Genomic DNA, 18188 nt, shown 5'->3' with positions numbered 1-18188 from the left:
CGGGAGAACGTGAAAAATGACGGTGATTTGGGCAGAACGGGCGCTGTTGCCCAATGGCTGGGCGGAAAATGTACGGGTTGGAGTGGATAGCGCCGGGCGCATCGCCGAAATCACCCCGGACGCGCCCCCGGACGGGCAGCGACTCGAGTTGCTGTTGCCGGCGGTGGCGAACGTGCATTCGCATATCTTCCAACGCGCGATGGCCGGGTTGTCCGAGGCGCGCGGACCGCAGCCGCGCGATACCTTCTGGACATGGCGGCAGATCATGTACCGGTTTCTCGACCACTTGACGCCCGACGACGTGGAGGTGATCGCTGCGCTGGTGCAGATGGAGATGCTGGAGGCCGGCTATGCCACCAATGTCGAATTCCACTATCTGCATCATCAGCCGGGGGGCGCGCCCTATGCCAACCCCGCCGAGATGTCCGAGCGCATCGCCGCCGCTGCCGCGCGCAGCGGGATCGGCCTGACACTGTTGCCGGTGCATTATCAGTTCGGCGGTTGTGATCACCGCCCGCTCGGGCCCGGCCAACAGCGGTTCGGCACCACGCCCGAGGCCTTCGCGAATCTGCTCGAGGGTGCAGAGACAGCGTTGAAGGGGCTGCCGGCGGACGCCGGGATCGGCGTCGCACCGCATTCCCTGCGCGCGGTCTCGCCCGAGGCGTTGGCGTTTTGTACAAAACTGCGCCCGGATCGTCCGCTTCACCTACATCTGGCCGAGCAGATTCCCGAGATCGAAGAGGTGCAGGCCGCCTATGGCCGTCGTCCCGTCGAATGGCTGTTGGAGAATTTCTCGCCCGATGCGCGCTGGACGCTGATCCACCTGACCCACATGACCGAGGACGAGACCCGCGATCTGGCCGCGACCGGGGCGCTGGCCGGGCTCTGCCCGATCACGGAATCGAGCCTGGGCGACGGCATCTTCAACGGTGTCACATGGCAACAGGCCGGCGGGCGGATCGGCTTTGGCTCTGACAGCAATATCCGCATCTCTCTGTTCGAGGAGTTGCGCACGCTGGAATACAGCCAGCGGCTGCGTGAACATGCCCGCGCCATCCATGCCACGCCCGACCGCTCGACCGGGCGAGTTCTGTACGAGGCCGCGCTGAACGGCGGTGCGACCGCGGCAGGCCGTGACACCGGGGCGATCGCCAAGGGCAATTGGGCCGATCTCTGCGCGATCTCCTGCCGCAACCCGGTGATGGTCGGACGCGAGGGGGATACCCTGCTCGACAGCTTGATCTTCGCAGGCGGTGACGGATTGGTCAGTGATGTCTGGGCCGCCGGACGTCATGTCGTGCAGGGCGGGCGGCATATGGACCGCGACCGCATTGTATCCGATTATATGACCTGTATCGGCAAGCTGCAGGAGAGATTGTGACAGAGCGCGACGCGATTCCGAGTAGCGGCAAGGCCGCCTATATCACCGAGATGGTGCGCCGCCGGATCTTTGAAAAGGAATGGCAGCAAGGCGACCGCATCCCCGACGAGGCCGAGCTGGCCGCTGAATTCGGCGTGGCGCGGGCCACGGTGAACAAGGCGTTGCAGCTTCTTGCCGACGAGGGGCTGCTTGACCGTCGTCGCCGCGCCGGCACCCGCGTGGCGATCAACCCGGTCCGCAAGGCGACCATCTCGATCCCCATCGTTCGCGAACAGATCGAAGCCGCGGGCAAGCGCTACAGCCATCGGCTGATCTCGCAAAGCCACAGGCCGCTGCCGGCGCAGCACGCCAAGAAACTGGGCCTGTCGGCGGGCGAGGTTCTGATCCATCTGCGCGCGGTCCACTACGGCGACCGCCAGCCGTTCCAGCTCGAAGACCGCTGGATCAATCCCCGCGCCGTGCCGGGGATCGAAGAGGTGGATTTCCACCATCTCAATGCCAATGAATGGCTGGTTCGCAACGCGCCCTATCTGCGGGCCGACCTGACCTTTTCGGCCTGCAACGCCGGGGCCAACGATGCCCGGCTTCTCGAAACCGAACCGGAACAGGCGCTGTTGATCCTGAACCGCACGACATGGAATGACATCGGCCCGATCACCACGGTTCGGCTGGCCTTCCATCCGGGCTATGCGATGTCGGCGACGACCTGAGGCGCGGCCGGGAAAGGGCCCCGAGTTGGTTTGGACGGGCTGAAAAAGGACCGGTGGACGCCCTGTGCGCCACCTTCCCTGCCTATCTCGCGCCGTCGGGGGCGACGGTGCCGCGGTTGGCCTGGAACGCCGGGGAAATGGCGTTGGCGGCATCCTGAAGCTTTGGGATGATCTCGCGCTCGATCGCCTCGCGTGTCCAGGTATGGGCCGAGACCGAGCATTGCACCGCCGCAAACGCCCGCCCGTCATGTCCGGTAATCGGGGTCGCGACGCCGATCTCTTTCAGGATCATCTGCCCCTCGGATATGGCAAAGCCCTGCTGCGCGGCGCGTTCGATACTGTCGCCGATCTGCGCGCGGTCCAGGGTGGTGGCCGGGGTGTGCCGGATGACCGGCCAGGTCTCGACGGCGTTGCGGCGTTCTTCGGGGGGAAAACTCCCCAGCATGGCGCGCCCGGCCGAGGTGCTCAGCGCCGGCAGACGACGACCAATGATGCTCGCGGCGAACTGGGTGCGCTTACACGGCAGGCGACTGACGTAGACGATATGATCGCCAGACAATTCGGCCAGGTTGACGGTTTCGCCCAGGTCCTGCGACAGGCTGATCAGCTTGGGCATGGCCTGCCCGACCAGGGGGTCGGACCAGTAATAGGCATAGGCCATTTGCAGCCAGGCATGCGACGGACGAAAGCGCCGCGTGGCGGGATCCTTGTCCAGCATCCCCTCGACATGCAGCGTGTTGGCCAGCCGTTGTGTCGCGCTCTTGTCCAGACCGCTGCGCTGCGCCAGTTCCGACAGGGACATTTCGGTATGGCTCTCGTCGAACGCCCTGAGCAGTTGCAGCCCTTTGGCCAGAGATCCGACGTACAGCGTATCCTGCTTTGTTTTCATGCGCTTCCCGGTGCCTCTCCGCTCGAAACGATCAAGGGGGGTTGACGCAGCCAGCCACGTCAGAATTAATAATCATATTAAGATGCTGCGTATCATATTATGATACAAGCCATCAAGCTGCAAATGACCACGGATATCGTTACTCGCGACCGACCAAGACAGGGAGACACCCAATGAAGACTTCATGGCTCAAGACCTCAATCGCCAGCCTTGCACTGATCGCCGCCTCGGGGGCCGCCATGGCCGAAAAGGCCAATGACAGCCTGCGCGTGGCCTTCACCAAGGAGCTGGAGAACGTCGACAGCTACTTCAATTCCTCGCGCGAAGGCGTCGTGTTGCAGCGCGCGGTCTGGGACGGGCTGATCTATCGCGATCCGATCACCAACGAGTACAAGGGCAACCTCGCCACCTCGTGGAAATGGATCGACGACACCACGCTGGAATTCAAGCTGCGCGAGGGTGTGACCTTTCACAATGGCGAGCCGTTTAACGCCGATGACGTGGTCTATACCGTCAATTTCGTCGCCAAGGAGGAAAACGGCGTCAAGACCCAGCGCAACGTGAACTGGATGAAGTCCGCCGAGAAGGTCGATGACTACACCGTGCGCATCCTGCTCAAGGAAAAATTCCCCGCCGCCATCGAATTCCTGTCGGGGCCGGTGTCGATGTATCCCAACGAGTACTACGCCGAGGTCGGCCCGAGCGGCATGGGCCTCAAGCCCGTGGGCACCGGTCCCTACAAGGTGGTGTCTGTGGTTCCCGGCCAGCATTTCGTGCTGGAAAAGAACGAGAACTACCATGACAGCCCCAAGGGCCAACCCGAGATCACCAACATCGACATCCGTACCATTCCCGATGTGAACACCCAGATGGCCGAGCTGTTCAGCGGCTCGCTTGACCTGATCTGGCAGGTGCCCACCGACCAGGCCGAGAAACTGGCCATGATGGACCAGTTCACCGCGATGAACGAATCCACCATGCGCGTCGGCTACCTGGCGTTCGACGCGGCGGGCCGTTCGGGCGACACCCCGTTGACCGACGTGCGCGTGCGCCGGGCCATCAACCATGCCATCAACCGCGAAGAACTGGTGGGCGCCCTGCTCAAGGGGAAATCCAAGGTCATCTCGACGCCCTGCTTCCCCAGCCAGTTCGGCTGTGTCGAAGAGGCCGCGGTCAGCTATGACTACGATCCCGACAAGGCCCGCGCGCTGCTGGCCGAGGCGGGCTATCCCGACGGGTTCGAGATCGAGTTCTATGCCTATCGCAACCGCGAATATGCCGAAGCGATCATGAGCTACCTGAACGCGGTCGGCATCAAGACCGATTTCAAGTACCTGCAGTATTCCGCGCTGCGCGAACTGAACATGAAGGGCGAGGTGCCGCTGTCGTTCCAAACCTGGGGAAGCTACTCGATCAACGACGCCTCGGCCATGGTCAGCCAGTTCTTCAAGCACGGCTCGCTCGACACCGCGCGTGACGATCAGGTGCTGGCAGATCTGAACGTGGCCGACAGCGCGACCGATCCCGACACCCGGATCGAACACTATACCGCGGCCATCAAGCAGATCACCGATCAGGCCTATTGGGCGCCGATGTTCTCGTACAACACGAACTACGTGTTCACCAAGGAGGTGGATTACACGCCGACCGCCGACGAGGTTCTGCGCTTTACCACCATGACGTGGAACTGATCCGCACCGACACGCCGGAGCAGGGGTCGCATGGCGCGGCCCCTGCCCTGTTGCTCCCTTCTTTCCGATCCACTCCGCGCACGCGGCTTGCGTGCGGGCGATGACGCAAAGGTACCCCCCGTGCTGACATTCATCCTGAAACGATTGGGCCTTGCCGTACTGGTGGCCTTTACCGTCTCGTTCATCAGTTTCAGCCTGTTGTTCCTGGCCGGTGATCCGGCGGCGGCGCTGGCCGGTGAAACCGCCAGCGGCGAAGATATCGAAACGTTGCGCAGGCTCTACGGTTTCGACCGGCCGATGCTGGTGCAATATGGAGATTGGCTGTTTTCGGCCCTTCAGGGGGATTTTGGCGAAAGTTACTATTTCCGCCTGCCGGTCGCGTCCCTGATCGCGGAACGGCTCAGCGTGACGATGATACTCGGGGCCTGCGGCATCAGTTTTGCCCTGCTGACGGCGGTGCCGCTTGGCGTGGCCGCCGCGATCCGGCCCAATTCGATCATCGACCGTGTGGCGCTGTTCCTGTCGGTGGCCGGTCAGGCGATGCCCAGCTTCTGGTTCGGGCTGATCCTGATCGTGATCTTCGCGATCAAGCTGGGCTGGCTGCCGCCGTCCGGCGCCTCCTCGCCCTTACATTTCATCATGCCGACGATTGTGCTGGGTTATTACGCGATGCCGGCCATCATGCGCCTGACGCGGGCCGGGATGCTGGATGTGCTGTCCTCGGACTACATCCGCACCGCGCGGGCCAAGGGCGCCCCCGAGGGCCGCGTTCTGTTCCGCCACGCGCTGCGCAATGCGATCATTCCGGTGGTCAGCCTTGCCGCGGTGCAGATGGGCTTCATGCTGGGCGGCTCGATCGTGGTCGAGTCGATCTTTGCGCTGCATGGCGCCGGCTACCTGGCCTGGGAAAGCATCGCGCGCAACGACCTGCCCACCGTGCAGGCGCTGATCCTCGTCTTTTCGATGTTTTACATCGTTTTCACCTTTCTGGCCGACGTTCTGAACGCCTGGCTTGACCCCCGTATGCGGAGTAGCTGACCATGGCGCACACCGATACCACCGACCCGCTGCTGCAAGAGATCACCGGCCCGACTCCGGGCCAGATGCTGCGCCGGCGCATCCTTGGCCATCAGGGCCTGCTGATCGGCGCCGTGGTGCTGGCGATCCTGCTGGTCGTCGCCGTTTTCGCGCCGCTGCTGGCCCCGCATGACCCCTATGCGCAAAGCCTGATGCACAGGATGGAGCCGCCGGTGTTCCTGGGCGGCACATGGGATCACCCCCTTGGCACCGATCACCTGGGCCGCGATTACCTGTCGCGCCTGATCTACGGGGCCCGCGTCTCGTTGATGATCGGCACCATTGCCGCGCTGATCTCGGGTGTGATCGGCACCGCCATGGGGGTGGCCGCGGGCTATTTCGGCGGGCGCGTCGACATGGTCGTGACCTTCCTGATCAACGTCCGGCTGGCCATGCCGGTGGTGCTGGTGGCGCTGGCCGTGGTGGCCATCATGGGCGGGTCGCTGCAGGTGGTCATCGCGGTTCTGGGCCTGCTGTTGTGGGATCGCTTCGCCGTGGTCATGCGCGCCTCGACCCTGCAGGTGCGCCGACGCGAATACGTGGCCGCCGCGCGCGCCATTGGCGCCTCGACCCCGCGGGTGATCCTGTCGGAGATGATGCCGAACATCGCCAACAACCTGATTGTCGTCGTCACGCTGGAAATGGCCCATGCCATCCTGCTCGAGGCGGCGTTGTCCTTCCTCGGGCTCGGGGTGCAACCGCCGACGCCCAGCTGGGGCCTGATGGTCTCGGAAGGCAAGAACATGATGCTGTTCGAGCCGTGGCTGGTGCTCATCCCCGGGGCGGTGCTGTTCCTTCTGGTGCTTGCGATCAACCTCATGGGCGACGGTCTGCGCGACGTGACCGCCCCGGAAAACCGGAGCTGAGACAATGGAAAAACCTCTGCTGAGCGTCCGTAACCTGACCATCGACATTCCCGTCGGCGGCGGCACCCTGCATGCGGTGCGCGGCATCGACTTTGACCTGAACCGAGGCGAAACCCTCTGTATCGTCGGCGAAAGCGGATCGGGCAAATCGCTGACCTCGCTGGCGGTGATGGGCCTGCTGGGCAAAACCATTCGCCGCACCGCCGATCGGATGGACTTCGATGGGACCGACCTGACCCGCGCAAACCCGCGCACCATGCGAACCCTGCGCGGCGCGCGGATGTCGATGATCTTCCAGGAACCGATGACATCGCTCAACCCGGCCTACACGATCGGCGATCAGCTGACCGAGGCGCTGTTGCTTCACAAGCCGGTGGGCCGCGAGGCCGCCCGAGCCCGTGCGGTCGAGCTGTTGGAAAAGGTCGGCATCACCGCCGCCGAAAGCCGCCTGTCGCAATATCCCCACCAGTTGTCAGGCGGGTTGCGCCAGCGGGTGATGATCGCCATGGCCCTGATGTGCGAGCCCGAGCTGATCATCGCCGATGAACCCACCACCGCGCTGGATGTGACCATCCAGGCCCAGATCCTGCGGCTGCTTTACGATCTGGGGCGCGAGATGAACATGGCGATGATCCTGATCACCCACGACCTGGGCGTCGTCGCCCGCGTGGCCGACAAGGTCGCCGTGATGTATGCCGGCGAGCTAGTCGAAACCGGGCCGGCGGCAGATGTGTTCAACACGCCGTCGCACCCCTACACACGTGGTTTGCTGCGCTGCATTCCGCTGCCGGGCAAGACCGAGCGCGGCAGCAAGCTCGGCACGATTCCGGGCATCGTGCCATCGCTGGTCGGCGATGTGCAGGGCTGTGCCTTTCGCACCCGCTGCCCCTATGCCGAGGATGCCTGCCGCGGCGATATCCCCCGTTACGGCAGCGCGGGGCACGCCTTTCGCTGTATCCACGAGGACGGCAAGCGACACGTCGAGGAGGCCACAGCATGACCGGGCAAACACCGCAATCCTCTCCCGTTCTGGAACTGCGCAACGTCGCCAAGACCTACAGGGTCAAGCAGGGCCTGTTCGGCAAGACGAAACCGTTGACGGCCGTCAACGATGTGTCGCTGTCGCTGCCGCGCGGCGAGGTCCTGGGCCTCGTGGGCGAATCCGGCTGCGGCAAATCCACCCTGGCCAAGATCCTCTTAGGACTCGAGGCGCCGACCAGCGGCCAAGTCCTGGTCGACGGACAGGAGATCGGCGCGCAGGACCGGCTGAGCCTTGCGCGGCGAATCCAGCCGATTTTCCAGGATCCCTATTCCTCGCTCAATCCGCGCAAGAGCATTTTCGACATCGTGTCGCTGCCGCTGCGGGTGCATGGCATCGGGGACCACGCGCAATGGGAAAAACAGGTGCGCGAGATCCTCGATATCGTCGGTCTGCCGGCGCGGGTGATGAACACCTATCCCAGCCAGATGTCCGGCGGCCAGCGTCAGCGGGTGGCGATCGCACGGGCGCTGATCATGAAACCCGAGATCGTGATCTGCGACGAACCGACCTCGGCGCTGGATGTCTCGGTGCAAAGCCAGATCCTGAACCTGCTGGGCGATCTGCGACGCGAATTTGGGCTGACTTATCTGTTCATCAGCCACGATCTTGCCGTGGTCGAGCACCTGGCGACACGCGTTGCGGTCATGTACCTGGGCCGGATCGTTGAAGAGGCCGACGTGGCGGGCCTGTTCGATCACGCGCGCCACCCCTATACGCAGGCGCTGCTTCAATCGGTGCTGACGCCCGAACCGGGGCTCGGCGTACCCGATACCCAGCTTGGCATGGCCTATCCCAACCCGATCGACCCGCCGTCTGGCTGCCGGTTCCATCCGCGCTGCCCGCTGGCCACCGACCATTGCAAGGGCCACGCCCCCCGCCCGGTGCGAACCGATCAGGGGTTGGTGGAATGCCATCTGCACGATCCGGAAAGTCCAATGTACAACGAAAAGGCCGCCTGAAATGTCCGTGAACCTGTCGCGTAGCGCGCAGACCCGCAAAACCGTCATCGAAACCGAACATGGTGTTGTCGCTGCTCAGCACCGCCTCGCCGCCCAGGCCGGGGCCGAGGTGCTGGCCGCCGGGGGCGATGCGGTAGACGCGGCGATTGCCACCTCCTTCGCCATCGGTGTGCTGGAGCCGTGGATGAGCGGGCCAACCGGCGGCGGGGCGTTGATGTTGTGGCGGGCCGATACCGGCAAGGTGCAGGCACTGAACTATGGCATGCGCGCGCCCAAGGGCCTGAATCCGGCAGATTACCCGTTGAGCGGCGAGGGCGTGGCCGGCGACCTGTTCCCGTGGGAAAAGGTGGTGGACGACCGCAACGTGCAGGGGGCCACGGCGGTGGCGGTGCCCGGTCTTGTGGATGGCATGGGCCAGATGCACGAGCGTTTCGGCAAGATGCCCTGGGCCGACCTGGTCGCCCCGGCCATCGGCTTTGCCCGCGAGGGATTGCTGGTGGACTGGTATGCGGCGCTGATCATCGCCTCGGCCACCCGTGCGCTGTCCGCCGATCCCGACGCGGCGGCGCTGTTCCTGGAGGATGGGCAATGGCCCACGATCAGCGGATGGACCGCGCTGGCAGAAAAACGGCTGGATCAGAACCGCATGGCCGACAGCCTGGAGCAGATCGCCCGTGGCGGCGCGCGGGAATTGTACGATGGCGACCTCGGCGCGGCGCTGGTGGCGGATATCCAGGCCAAGGGCGGCTGTCTGAGTCAGGAGGATCTGCACACCTATCGCGCCCAGTTCAGCGACCCGTTGAGCTTTGATTACCGCGACGCGCGTTTCCACGTGGCGCCGGGGCTGACCGCCGGGCCGACCTTCCGCGATGCGATGGCCACTGTGGAACAGGCCGCATTTAGCGATGCACCGGACGCCCGGGCCTTTACCGCCTATGCCGATGGGTTGCGCAAGGCCTATACGAACCGGCTGGCCAACATGGGCGACACCGGCGAGACCGAGCCGAATTCGGGCTGCACCACGCATTTCTCGGTCGTGGACCGGCATGGCAACATGGTGGCGCAGACGCAGACCCTGCTGTCGATCTTCGGATCGCGGGTGGTGTCGCCCTCGACCGGCTTGCTGATGAACAACGGCATCATGTGGTTTGATCCGGTGCCGGGGCGGCCCAACTCGCTGGCGCCGGGGAAACGGTGCCTGATGAATGTCTGCCCCATCCTGGGCGAGAGCGGTGACACGCGGTTCGCCTTCGGGGCCTCGGGCGGGCGCAAGATCGTCTCGGCCATGGTGCAGATGGCGTCGTTCGCAACCGATTTCGGCATGGGTATCGGCGAGACCTTTCATCACCCGCGCATCGACCTGTCGGGCGGCAAGACCATCGTGGCGGATGAGACGCTGCCGCCCGAGGTGCTCGCCGCGCTTCAGGCCGAACTTCCGGTGCATACCACCAAGCGCAGCCCCTTCCCCTATGCCTTTGCCTGCCCCGCAGGCGTAATGCGCAAGGGCACGACCAACAGCGGCTGCACCGAGATCATGTCGCCCTGGGGCGACGCCGTCACTGAAACGCAGGTGAATTGAGCATGACACGAGAAACCGCGATTGACCGCATTTCCACCTATTTCGACGAGGGCCGGTTCCAGGCCGACCTCGCCGATCTCGTGGCCTATGAAACCGAAAGCCAGAACCCCGAGCAGGCGCCGGAACTGGTGCGTTACTTGCGCGAGGCGATGATCCCTCGGCTCGCCGGCCTCGGGTTCGAAACGCAACTGCATGACAATCCCGAGCCGGGCGCGGGTCCGATCCTCGTGGCCGAGCGGCACGAGGGCGACGATCTGCCCACCGTGCTCACCTATGGGCATGGCGATGTGATCCGCGCGCAAACCGACCAATGGCGCGAGGGGCTGCACCCGTTCCGCCTGACCGAAGAGGGCGACCGCCTGTATGGGCGCGGCACGGCGGACAACAAGGGCCAGCACCTGATTAACCTTGCCGGGCTCGAGGCCGTGTTGAAGACGCGGGGCAAGCTGGGGTTCAACTGCAAGGTGGTGATCGAAACCGGCGAGGAAACCGGCTCGCCCGGCCTGCACGCCTTTTTCGAGCAACACAAGGACGCGCTGAGCGCCGATGTCCTGATCGCCTCGGACGGACCGCGCCTGCAGCCCGAAACGCCCACCATGTTCATGGGATCGCGCGGCGGCACCAGTTTCGATCTGGTGGTAGATCTGCGCGAGGGCGCACACCATTCGGGCAACTGGGGCGGGCTTCTGGCCGATCCGGCGATGATCCTGGCACAGGCGCTGTCCACCATCACCGACGCGCGTGGTCAGATCCGGATTCCTGAATGGCGGCCCGACAGCCTGACCGACGCGGTGCGCGCGGCGCTGCGCGACCTGCCGATCGAGAGCGGCGATGGCCCGGCAATCGATCCTGATTGGGGCGAGGAAAGCCTGACCCCGGCCGAGCGCGCCTATGGCTGGAACAGCTTCGCGATCCTGGCGATGAAAAGCGGTGTGCCCGAAGCCCCGGTGAACGCGATTTCGGCCCATGCGCGGGCCACCTGCCAGCTGCGGTTCGTGGTGGGCACCGACCCTGACGACGTCCTGCCCGCGCTGCGCCGCCACCTGGATGCGCATGGCTTTGAGGCGGTCCAGATCGTGCAGCATGACCGGGGTTTTTTCCCCGCCACGCGGCTGAATCCGGATCATCCCTGGGTGACTTTCGTGGCGACGTCGCTGGAGCGGACAGCGGGTCAGCCACCGCATGTCCTGCCCAACCTGGCCGGATCGCTGCCCAATGACGCCTTTGCCGATATCCTTGGCCTGCCGACCGTCTGGATTCCGCATTCCTACCGGAGCTGTTCGCAGCACGCCCCGAACGAACATGTGCTCAAGCCGGTGTGCCGCGATGCTTTGCGACTAATGGCCGGGGTGTTCTGGGATATCGGCGCCGGTGGCTGCCCGCGCTGAGGCCTCCGGAGGGCAGGCGCGGATTCGGCTTGCGGACACGATCGGATTGGCCGAAGCTTTTCGCACGGGTGGCAACCCGATGTTCGTAGGTCCCGTTCCGCGCGGCGATTTTCCGGCACCGATGACAGCCGGGGCGAACCGCGTGAAGCGGTCCTACCGGGCTTGAGCCGACGCCCCCCCCCTAAGGCACAACCAGACAGAAAAGCCAATGACCAGATTTCCCTTTTTCGACGGCCATAATGACCTGCTGCTGCGCCTGTTGCGCGGCAAGGTGACTGCCCAAGGCGTGGCCTCGGGCCTGCCGGATGGCCATATCGACAAGCCTCGCGCACAGCGCGGCGGGTTCGGCGGGGGCATGTTCGCGATCTTCGTTCCCAGCCCCAGCGATAATTCGCTGAGCCACGACGAGATGCGCCACCCGCCCTATGACATCCCGCTGCCCGCGCCGGTTTCCGAAGAGGAGGCCGTCGGCTGGACAGAACGCGGCTTTGCCGCGCTGGACGATCTTGAAAGTGCGGGGGCGATCCGGCTCTGCCGCACCGCCGCCGAGGTCGAGGCCGCCCTGCCCGCCGAGGAAATGGCCGCCGTTGCCCATATCGAGGGCGCCGAGGCCATCGACCGCGATTTCGAACGTCTGCATGCCTGGCACGCGCGCGGGCTGCGCTCGCTCGGACCGGTCTGGAGCCGCGACACGGTCTGGGGCCATGGCGTGCCCTTCCGCTACCCCTCCGATCCGGATATCGGCCCGGGCCTGACCGAGGCGGGCAAGGCGCTGGTTCGGGAATGCAGCCGGCTGAAGATCGTCGTGGACCTGTCGCACCTGAACGCGAAAGGGGTCGAGGACGTCGCCGCGATCACCGACGCGCCGCTTGTCGCCACCCATTCGAACGCCTGGAGCATTTGCCCCCACGCGCGCAACCTGACCGACCGGCAGCTGGACATGATCCGCGACAGCGATGGAATGGTGGGCATCAATTTTGCAAGCGCCTTCCTGAGGCCGGACGGATGCATGGACGCGGAGTTTGGTCTTGACATATTGCTCCGACATTTTGACCATCTGGTCGAAAGACTGGGCGAGGATCGCGTTGGTTTCGGATCGGATTTCGACGGGGCGCTGGTCCCTGATCCGATCACGGATTGCGCCGGCCTGCCCAACCTGACCGAAGCGCTTCAATCGCATGGGGTGGACGATGGCCTGCTGGCCAAGATCACCCATGGCAACTGGTTGCGGGTCCTGCGCCTGACGTGGGGCGAATGAAACCGAAAACGGGGAGAACGACAATGAAACAGACCTTCGTCGCGGCCGCGGTCGCAGCCACGCTGGCCATGGGGACCGCCGTGCCCGGCTTTGCCGAAACGCCGCCGAACATGCTGGTGATCGCCAACCGGATCGACGACATCAAGACCTTCGATCCGGCCGAAAGCTTCGAATTCGCCGGCGCCGATGTCAGCCGCAACGTCTATGAAAAGCTCGTCAACTTCGACCCGCTCGACCTCGACGCCGGGTATCAGCCGCAGCTGGCCGAAAGCTGGGAAATCTCCGAGGACGGCAAGACCATCACCTTTACCATGGCCGAGGGGCATGTCTTTGCCTCGGGCAACCCGGTGACGGCGAAGGATGCTGAGTTTTCGCTGCGCCGCGCGGTGCAGTTGAACAAGACACCGTCCTTCATCCTGACGCAGTTCGGCTTCACGCCGGATAACGTCGAACAGACGATTGTCGCCACCGACGACAAGACGCTGGTGCTGACGCTGGACAAACCCTATGCGCTGTCCTTTGTCCTGAACTGCCTGACCGCCACCATCGGCGGCATCGTCGACATGGAAACCGCGATGGCCAACGAGGTCGACGGCGACATGGGCAACGCTTGGCTGCGCACCAACACCGCCGGCTCGGGCCCCTACAAGGTGGTCAGCTGGAAGCCCAGCGAAAGCGTGTTGATGGACCTGAACCCGAAATACGGCGGCGAGAAACCGGCGATGGAGCGGGTGATCGTCCAGCATATCCAGGAAAGCGCAACCCAACGCCTGCAACTGGAACGCGGCGATATCGACGTTGCGCGCAACCTGTCGACCGAGGACGTCGCCGGGCTCGAAGGTGTCGATGGTGTCAAGGTGATCGACGAGTTGCGCGGCCGCCTGATGTATTTCTCGGCCAACCAGAAAAAGGAAATGCTGGCCGATCCGAAGGTGATCGAGGCGCTCAAGTTGGCGACCGATTACGAGGGCATGTCGAACTCGTTCCTCAAGGGGCAGTACACGGTGCACCAGGCCTTCCTGCCGCTGACCTTCCTCGGCGCGCTGGACGAAAAGCCGTTCTCCTACGACATGGACGCCGCCAAGGCCGCGCTGGCCGAGTCCGGCTTTCCCGACTGCGGGCCGATCAAGATCTCGGTCCGGGACGCGCAGGAGCGGATCGACATCGCCCAGTCGCTGCAGAACACCTGGGGGCAGCTCGGCTGCGATGTCGAGCTGATCGTGGGCACCGGGGCGCAAACCTTGGACCGCTATCGTGCGCGTGAGCATGACATCTATCTCGGCGCCTGGGGCCCGGACTATCCGGACCCGAACACCAACGCGGGCACCTTTGCCTTTAACCCCGACAACAGCGACGAGGCGGGCGCGACCGGTCTGCTGGCCTGGCGCAATGCCTGGGGCATCCCGGAGATGAGCGAAAAGACCTTGGCCGCCGTGGTCGAGAACGACACCGACACGCGTCGCGAGATGTACCTTGAGTTGCAGCGCGAGCATCAGAAGGTCAGCCCCTTCGGCGTGATGTTCCAGAAGATCGAGCAGAACGGGATGCGTGCGAACGTCGAGAACTTCGTTGCCGGCGGCGCCACGACGGCGGTCTCCTACTGGGTGATCACCAAGTAGATGGCCAATGCCCCTGCACGTGGCGAAGGACGGCTTGTGCCGTCCTTCCCTCCCTGGCTGAAAAAGACGCTGGCCACGGCCGCGACCGTGGCGGCGACGATCCTCGGCCTGCTTTTCGTGACCTTCATGATCGGCCGCGTGATGCCGATCGACCCGGTCTTGGCGGTGATCGGCGAACGGGCGACGCAGGCGCAATACGATCAGACCTTTCGCGACCTCGGGCTGGACCAGCCGCTGCTGGTGCAATTCGGGATCTACGTGAACGACGTCCTGCACGGCGATTTGGGCAAGTCGATCCGCACCGGGCAACAGGTCACGACCGACATCGCGCGCGTCTTTCCCGCGACACTTGAATTGGCCACGCTGGGGACGATTTTCGGTGTCGTTCTTGGCGTTCCGCTGGGGGTGCTGGCCGCCGTCCGGCGGGGCAGCTGGATCGACCAGCTGGCGCGTTTCGTGGGCCTCATCGGGTATTCGATGCCGATCTTCTGGCTCGGTCTCGTGGGGCTGCTGATCTTCTACGGCATCCTCGGCTGGGTTGCCGGTCCCGGTCGATTGGGCATTTTCTACCAGGGTGTCGTCGAACCGATCACCGGCATGTTGCTGGTGGATAGCGCGCTGCGCGGGGAGTGGGCCGTTTTTCGCGACGCCTTCTCGCATATCATCCTGCCCGCCTCGCTGCTGGGGTATTACAGCCTTGCCTACATCAGCCGCATGACGCGGTCGTTCATGCTGGAGCAGCTCGGCTCGGAATATGTCACTACCGCGCGGGTCAAGGGGCTGGGCGAATGGCAGGTGATCTGGGGCCATGCCTTTCGCAACATCCGCATCCAGCTGGTGACAGTGATCGCGCTGGCCTATGCCAACCTGCTCGAGGGGTCGGTGCTGACCGAGATCATCTTTGCCTGGCCGGGCCTGGGGCAGTACATCACCACCTCGCTGCTGGCCAATGACATGAACTCGGTGCTGGGCGGCACCATCGTGATCGGGACCATCTTCGTGGGGATCAACATCTTTTCCGACCTGCTTTACCGCTTCTTCGACCCGAGGGCCAAATGACAACCTCTCAAGGACTGCGCCAATGGCTGCTCAGCGAAGAGCCCACGTCCCGCCGTCAGGCGCGGTTCGCGGCGTGGTACAAGGGGTGGCTGACCTTCCGTTCCAACACGCTGGCGATGCTGGGACTGATGGTGCTTGCCATCCTCATTCTGGCGGCGATCTTCGCGCCGCTCCTCGCCACCCAGGATCCCTTTACCCAGGACCTCGGCCAACGTCTGCTGGCGCCAGGTGAGGGCAACCATCTTTTCGGCACCGACAGCCTCGGGCGGGACATCTATTCGCGCCTGCTCTACGGTGCGCGGATCTCGCTTTATATCGTGGCGCTGGTGGTCATGGTGGCGCCGGTCGTCGGGCTGATCGTCGGTACGGTCGCGGGCTATGCCGGCGGCTGGATCGACGTGTTGCTGATGCGGATCACCGACATCTTTCTTGCCTTCCCGCGACTGATCCTGGCGCTGGCCTTCGTCGCGGCGCTGGGGGCGGGGATCGAGAACGCGGTGCTGGCAATCTCGCTCACCGCCTGGCCACCCTATGCCCGTATCGCGCGGGCCGAGACGCTGACCATCCGCAATTCCGACTATATCCACGCGATCAAGCTTCAGGGCGCCGGGCCCCTGCGCATCGTCACCCGGCATATCTGGCCCCTGTGCATCTCGTCGCTGGTGATCCGCGTGACGCTCGACATGGCGGGCATCATCCTGACGGCGGCGGGCCTCGGGTTCCTCGGCCTTGGCGCGCAACCGCCCAGCCCGGAATGGGGGGCGATGATCTCGGAGGGACGCAAGTACATCCTCGATTCCTGGTGGGTCGCCACGATCCCCGGGATCGCGATCTTCGCCATCAGCCTGGCCTTCAACCTGCTGGGAGACGGGTTGCGCGATGTCCTCGACCCCAAGGAGGGTAACTGATGACGCAGGCACCGCTTCTGGATGTCGAAAACCTCTGGGTCCGGTTCCAGACCCGCACCGGTGTCTTCGATGCGGTGCGCGGCGTGTCCTTCACGCTGGGCCGCGAGCGTCTGGGCATCGTCGGCGAAAGCGGCTCGGGCAAGTCGATGACCGGCCGCGCCGTCCTGCGGCTGATCCGCCCGCCTGGCATGATCGAGGCCGACCGGCTGGAGGTTCATGGAGAGGATATCCTGACCGCACCCGAGAAACGCATGCGCCAGCTGCGCGGCGGGCGCGTGTCGATGATCATGCAGGACCCCAAGTTCTCGCTGAACCCGGTGATGACCGTGGGCCAGCAACTCGTCGAGGCCTTGCGCGCACATGAACCCGTCTCGCGCGGCGAGGCCCGCAAGCGCGCCCTGGAGATGCTGGACGAGGTGGCAATCCGCGATCCCGCGCGGGTTCTCGACCTCTACCCGCACGAGGTCTCCGGCGGCATGGGACAGCGGATCATGATCGCCATGATGCTGCTGCCAAATCCCGAGATCCTGATTGCGGATGAACCGACCTCGGCGCTGGACGTCTCGGTGCAGCTGCAGGTGCTCGACATCATGGACAAGCTGGTGCGCGACCGGGGCATGGGATTGATGTTCATCAGCCACGACCTGAACCTCGTCGCCAAGTTCTGCGACCGCATCGCCATCATGTACGCCGGCCGCATCGTCGAGACCTGCAAGGCCGGCGAGTTGCGCAATGCGCAGCATCCCTACACGCTCGGGCTGCTGAACTCGGTGCCCGACCTGGAACATCCCCGCGCCCGGCTGGAGGTTCTGAAACGCGACCCCGCCTGGCGCGAGGCCCCTTCCGTGAGTGCCCGGACATGAGCGCCATCGACATCCGCAACCTCGACGTCTGGTTCGGCCATGGTGCCGACCGCTCCGATGCCGTGCGCGACGTGAGCTTCCAGGTGGCCGACGGTGAAAGTTTCGGCCTCGTTGGCGAAAGCGGCTCGGGCAAGTCCACCATCCTGCGTGCCATCGCCGGGCTGGTGCCGACATGGTCCGGCCAGATGACGGTGGCGGGCGAGGCCCTGGGTGCACGGCGCAGCAAGGCGTTCTACCGCAAGGTCCAGATGGTATTCCAGGATCCCTATGCCTCGCTGCATCCGCGCCAGACGGTCGACCGGGTTCTGTCCGAGGCGATGGCCCTGCACGGCGTGCAGGACATCGACACCCGCATCGGGCGGCTGCTGGACGACGTCGGCCTCGGCCCCGGTTTCCGGTTCCGATATCCGCACCAGTTGTCAGGCGGCCAGCGGCAACGCGTCGCCATCGCACGCGCCCTGGCCTGCGATCCGGCCATCGTGCTGCTGGACGAACCGACCTCGGCGCTGGACGTCTCGGTCCAGGCCGAGATCCTGAACCTGTTGACCGACCTTCGCCAGGAACACAAGCTGACCTATGTCATGGTCTCGCATGATCTGGGCGTCGTGGGGCATCTGTGCGAACGCATCGGCGTGATGCAGGAAGGCCGTTTCGTCGAGGTTCTCGCAGTGGACGACATGCGCCGCCAGAAGGCGCGCGAACCCTATACACGGCATCTTCTGGAAAGCTCGATCAACTCGATCCGGTGACGGGGCCACGCGCACACCCGCCAGCCCCTTTGCCCTCGACAAGCCCCACGGGCGACGGGGTGGTTCCACCACGGATCGGACAAGGTCATGGACGAATCGCGGTGGAATCTGTATAGAAAATTTTTTGCGCCGCACGCGCGGCCCGACGCC

At 64.6% G+C, this 18188-nt stretch carries 16 protein-coding genes; 15 read left to right on the top strand and 1 reads right to left on the bottom strand.

Annotation, left to right across the window (positions count from 1 at the left end):
* The first annotated feature begins 16 nt into the window (after nt 1-16).
* Together ABWV23_RS12465 and hutC are read left to right on the top strand one after the other, a co-directional pair.
* Nucleotides 17-1381, top strand: a complete 1365-nt coding sequence (locus ABWV23_RS12465) for a formimidoylglutamate deiminase (RefSeq protein WP_353348184.1) — start codon at nt 17-19, stop codon at nt 1379-1381.
* Nucleotides 1378-2091 carry a histidine utilization transcriptional repressor HutC gene (gene hutC, locus ABWV23_RS12460; RefSeq protein ID WP_353348182.1) on the top strand — a complete coding sequence of 238 codons (714 nt, stop codon included), beginning with the start codon at nt 1378-1380 and terminating at the stop codon, nt 2089-2091. The genes ABWV23_RS12465 and hutC overlap by 4 nt, the downstream gene beginning before the upstream one ends.
* An 82-nt stretch (nt 2092-2173) precedes the next feature.
* Here the strand turns inward: hutC and ABWV23_RS12455 are convergent, their stop codons facing one another.
* Nucleotides 2174-2980 carry an IclR family transcriptional regulator gene (locus ABWV23_RS12455; RefSeq protein ID WP_353348180.1) on the bottom strand — a complete coding sequence of 269 codons (807 nt, stop codon included), beginning with the start codon at nt 2978-2980 and terminating at the stop codon, nt 2174-2176.
* 173 nt (nt 2981-3153) lie between these two features.
* Here ABWV23_RS12455 and ABWV23_RS12450 point away from each other — a divergent pair, with 173 nt between their 5' ends.
* From ABWV23_RS12450 to ABWV23_RS12390, 13 genes are all read left to right on the top strand, one after another.
* Nucleotides 3154-4671: an ABC transporter substrate-binding protein gene (locus ABWV23_RS12450; RefSeq protein ID WP_353348178.1), complete on the top strand. Its 1518-nt coding sequence runs from the start codon at nt 3154-3156 to the stop codon at nt 4669-4671.
* A 120-nt stretch (nt 4672-4791) separates the two neighbouring features.
* The gene (locus ABWV23_RS12445; RefSeq protein ID WP_353348176.1) at nt 4792-5709 is read left to right on the top strand and encodes an ABC transporter permease; all 918 of its coding nucleotides are present in this window, start codon (nt 4792-4794) and stop codon (nt 5707-5709) included.
* A 2-nt stretch (nt 5710-5711) separates the two neighbouring features.
* Nucleotides 5712-6614, top strand: coding sequence for an ABC transporter permease (locus ABWV23_RS12440; RefSeq protein WP_353348174.1), 903 nt, complete (start codon nt 5712-5714; stop codon nt 6612-6614).
* Between the two features lie 4 nt (nt 6615-6618).
* Entirely contained in the window at nt 6619-7614 is a 996-nt protein-coding gene (locus ABWV23_RS12435) for an ABC transporter ATP-binding protein (RefSeq protein WP_353348172.1), read from the top strand.
* Entirely contained in the window at nt 7611-8615 is a 1005-nt protein-coding gene (locus ABWV23_RS12430) for an ABC transporter ATP-binding protein (protein ID WP_353348170.1), read from the top strand. The genes ABWV23_RS12435 and ABWV23_RS12430 overlap by 4 nt, the downstream gene beginning before the upstream one ends.
* 1 nt (nt 8616) lies before the next feature.
* Entirely contained in the window at nt 8617-10194 is a 1578-nt protein-coding gene (locus tag ABWV23_RS12425; protein ID WP_353348168.1) for a gamma-glutamyltransferase, read from the top strand.
* 2 nt (nt 10195-10196) lie between these two features.
* Nucleotides 10197-11582 carry a M20 family metallopeptidase gene (locus tag ABWV23_RS12420; RefSeq protein WP_353348166.1) on the top strand — a complete coding sequence of 462 codons (1386 nt, stop codon included), beginning with the start codon at nt 10197-10199 and terminating at the stop codon, nt 11580-11582.
* A gap of 208 nt (nt 11583-11790) precedes the next feature.
* Nucleotides 11791-12840, top strand: coding sequence for a dipeptidase (locus ABWV23_RS12415; RefSeq protein WP_353348164.1), 1050 nt, complete (start codon nt 11791-11793; stop codon nt 12838-12840).
* 23 nt (nt 12841-12863) lie between these two features.
* Nucleotides 12864-14459, top strand: coding sequence for an ABC transporter substrate-binding protein (locus tag ABWV23_RS12410; RefSeq protein WP_353348163.1), 1596 nt, complete (start codon nt 12864-12866; stop codon nt 14457-14459).
* The gene (locus ABWV23_RS12405; protein ID WP_353348161.1) at nt 14460-15518 is read left to right on the top strand and encodes an ABC transporter permease; all 1059 of its coding nucleotides are present in this window, start codon (nt 14460-14462) and stop codon (nt 15516-15518) included.
* The gene (nikC, locus tag ABWV23_RS12400; protein ID WP_353348159.1) at nt 15515-16426 is read left to right on the top strand and encodes a nickel transporter permease; all 912 of its coding nucleotides are present in this window, start codon (nt 15515-15517) and stop codon (nt 16424-16426) included. The genes ABWV23_RS12405 and nikC overlap by 4 nt, the downstream gene beginning before the upstream one ends.
* Entirely contained in the window at nt 16426-17289 is an 864-nt protein-coding gene (locus ABWV23_RS12395) for an ABC transporter ATP-binding protein (protein WP_353348157.1), read from the top strand. Before nikC ends, ABWV23_RS12395 begins: the two co-directional genes overlap by 1 nt.
* Nucleotides 17286-18038, top strand: a complete 753-nt coding sequence (locus ABWV23_RS12390; RefSeq protein ID WP_353348155.1) for an ABC transporter ATP-binding protein — start codon at nt 17286-17288, stop codon at nt 18036-18038. Before ABWV23_RS12395 ends, ABWV23_RS12390 begins: the two co-directional genes overlap by 4 nt.
* The last annotated feature ends 150 nt before the right edge of the window (nt 18039-18188 follow it).

The sequence above is a fragment of the Aquicoccus sp. SU-CL01552 genome (assembly GCF_040365005.1).
Taxonomy (GTDB): domain Bacteria; phylum Pseudomonadota; class Alphaproteobacteria; order Rhodobacterales; family Rhodobacteraceae; genus Antarcticimicrobium.
Note: the sequence above shows the minus strand (reverse complement) of the source record. Positions and strands in the feature narration are given on the sequence as shown.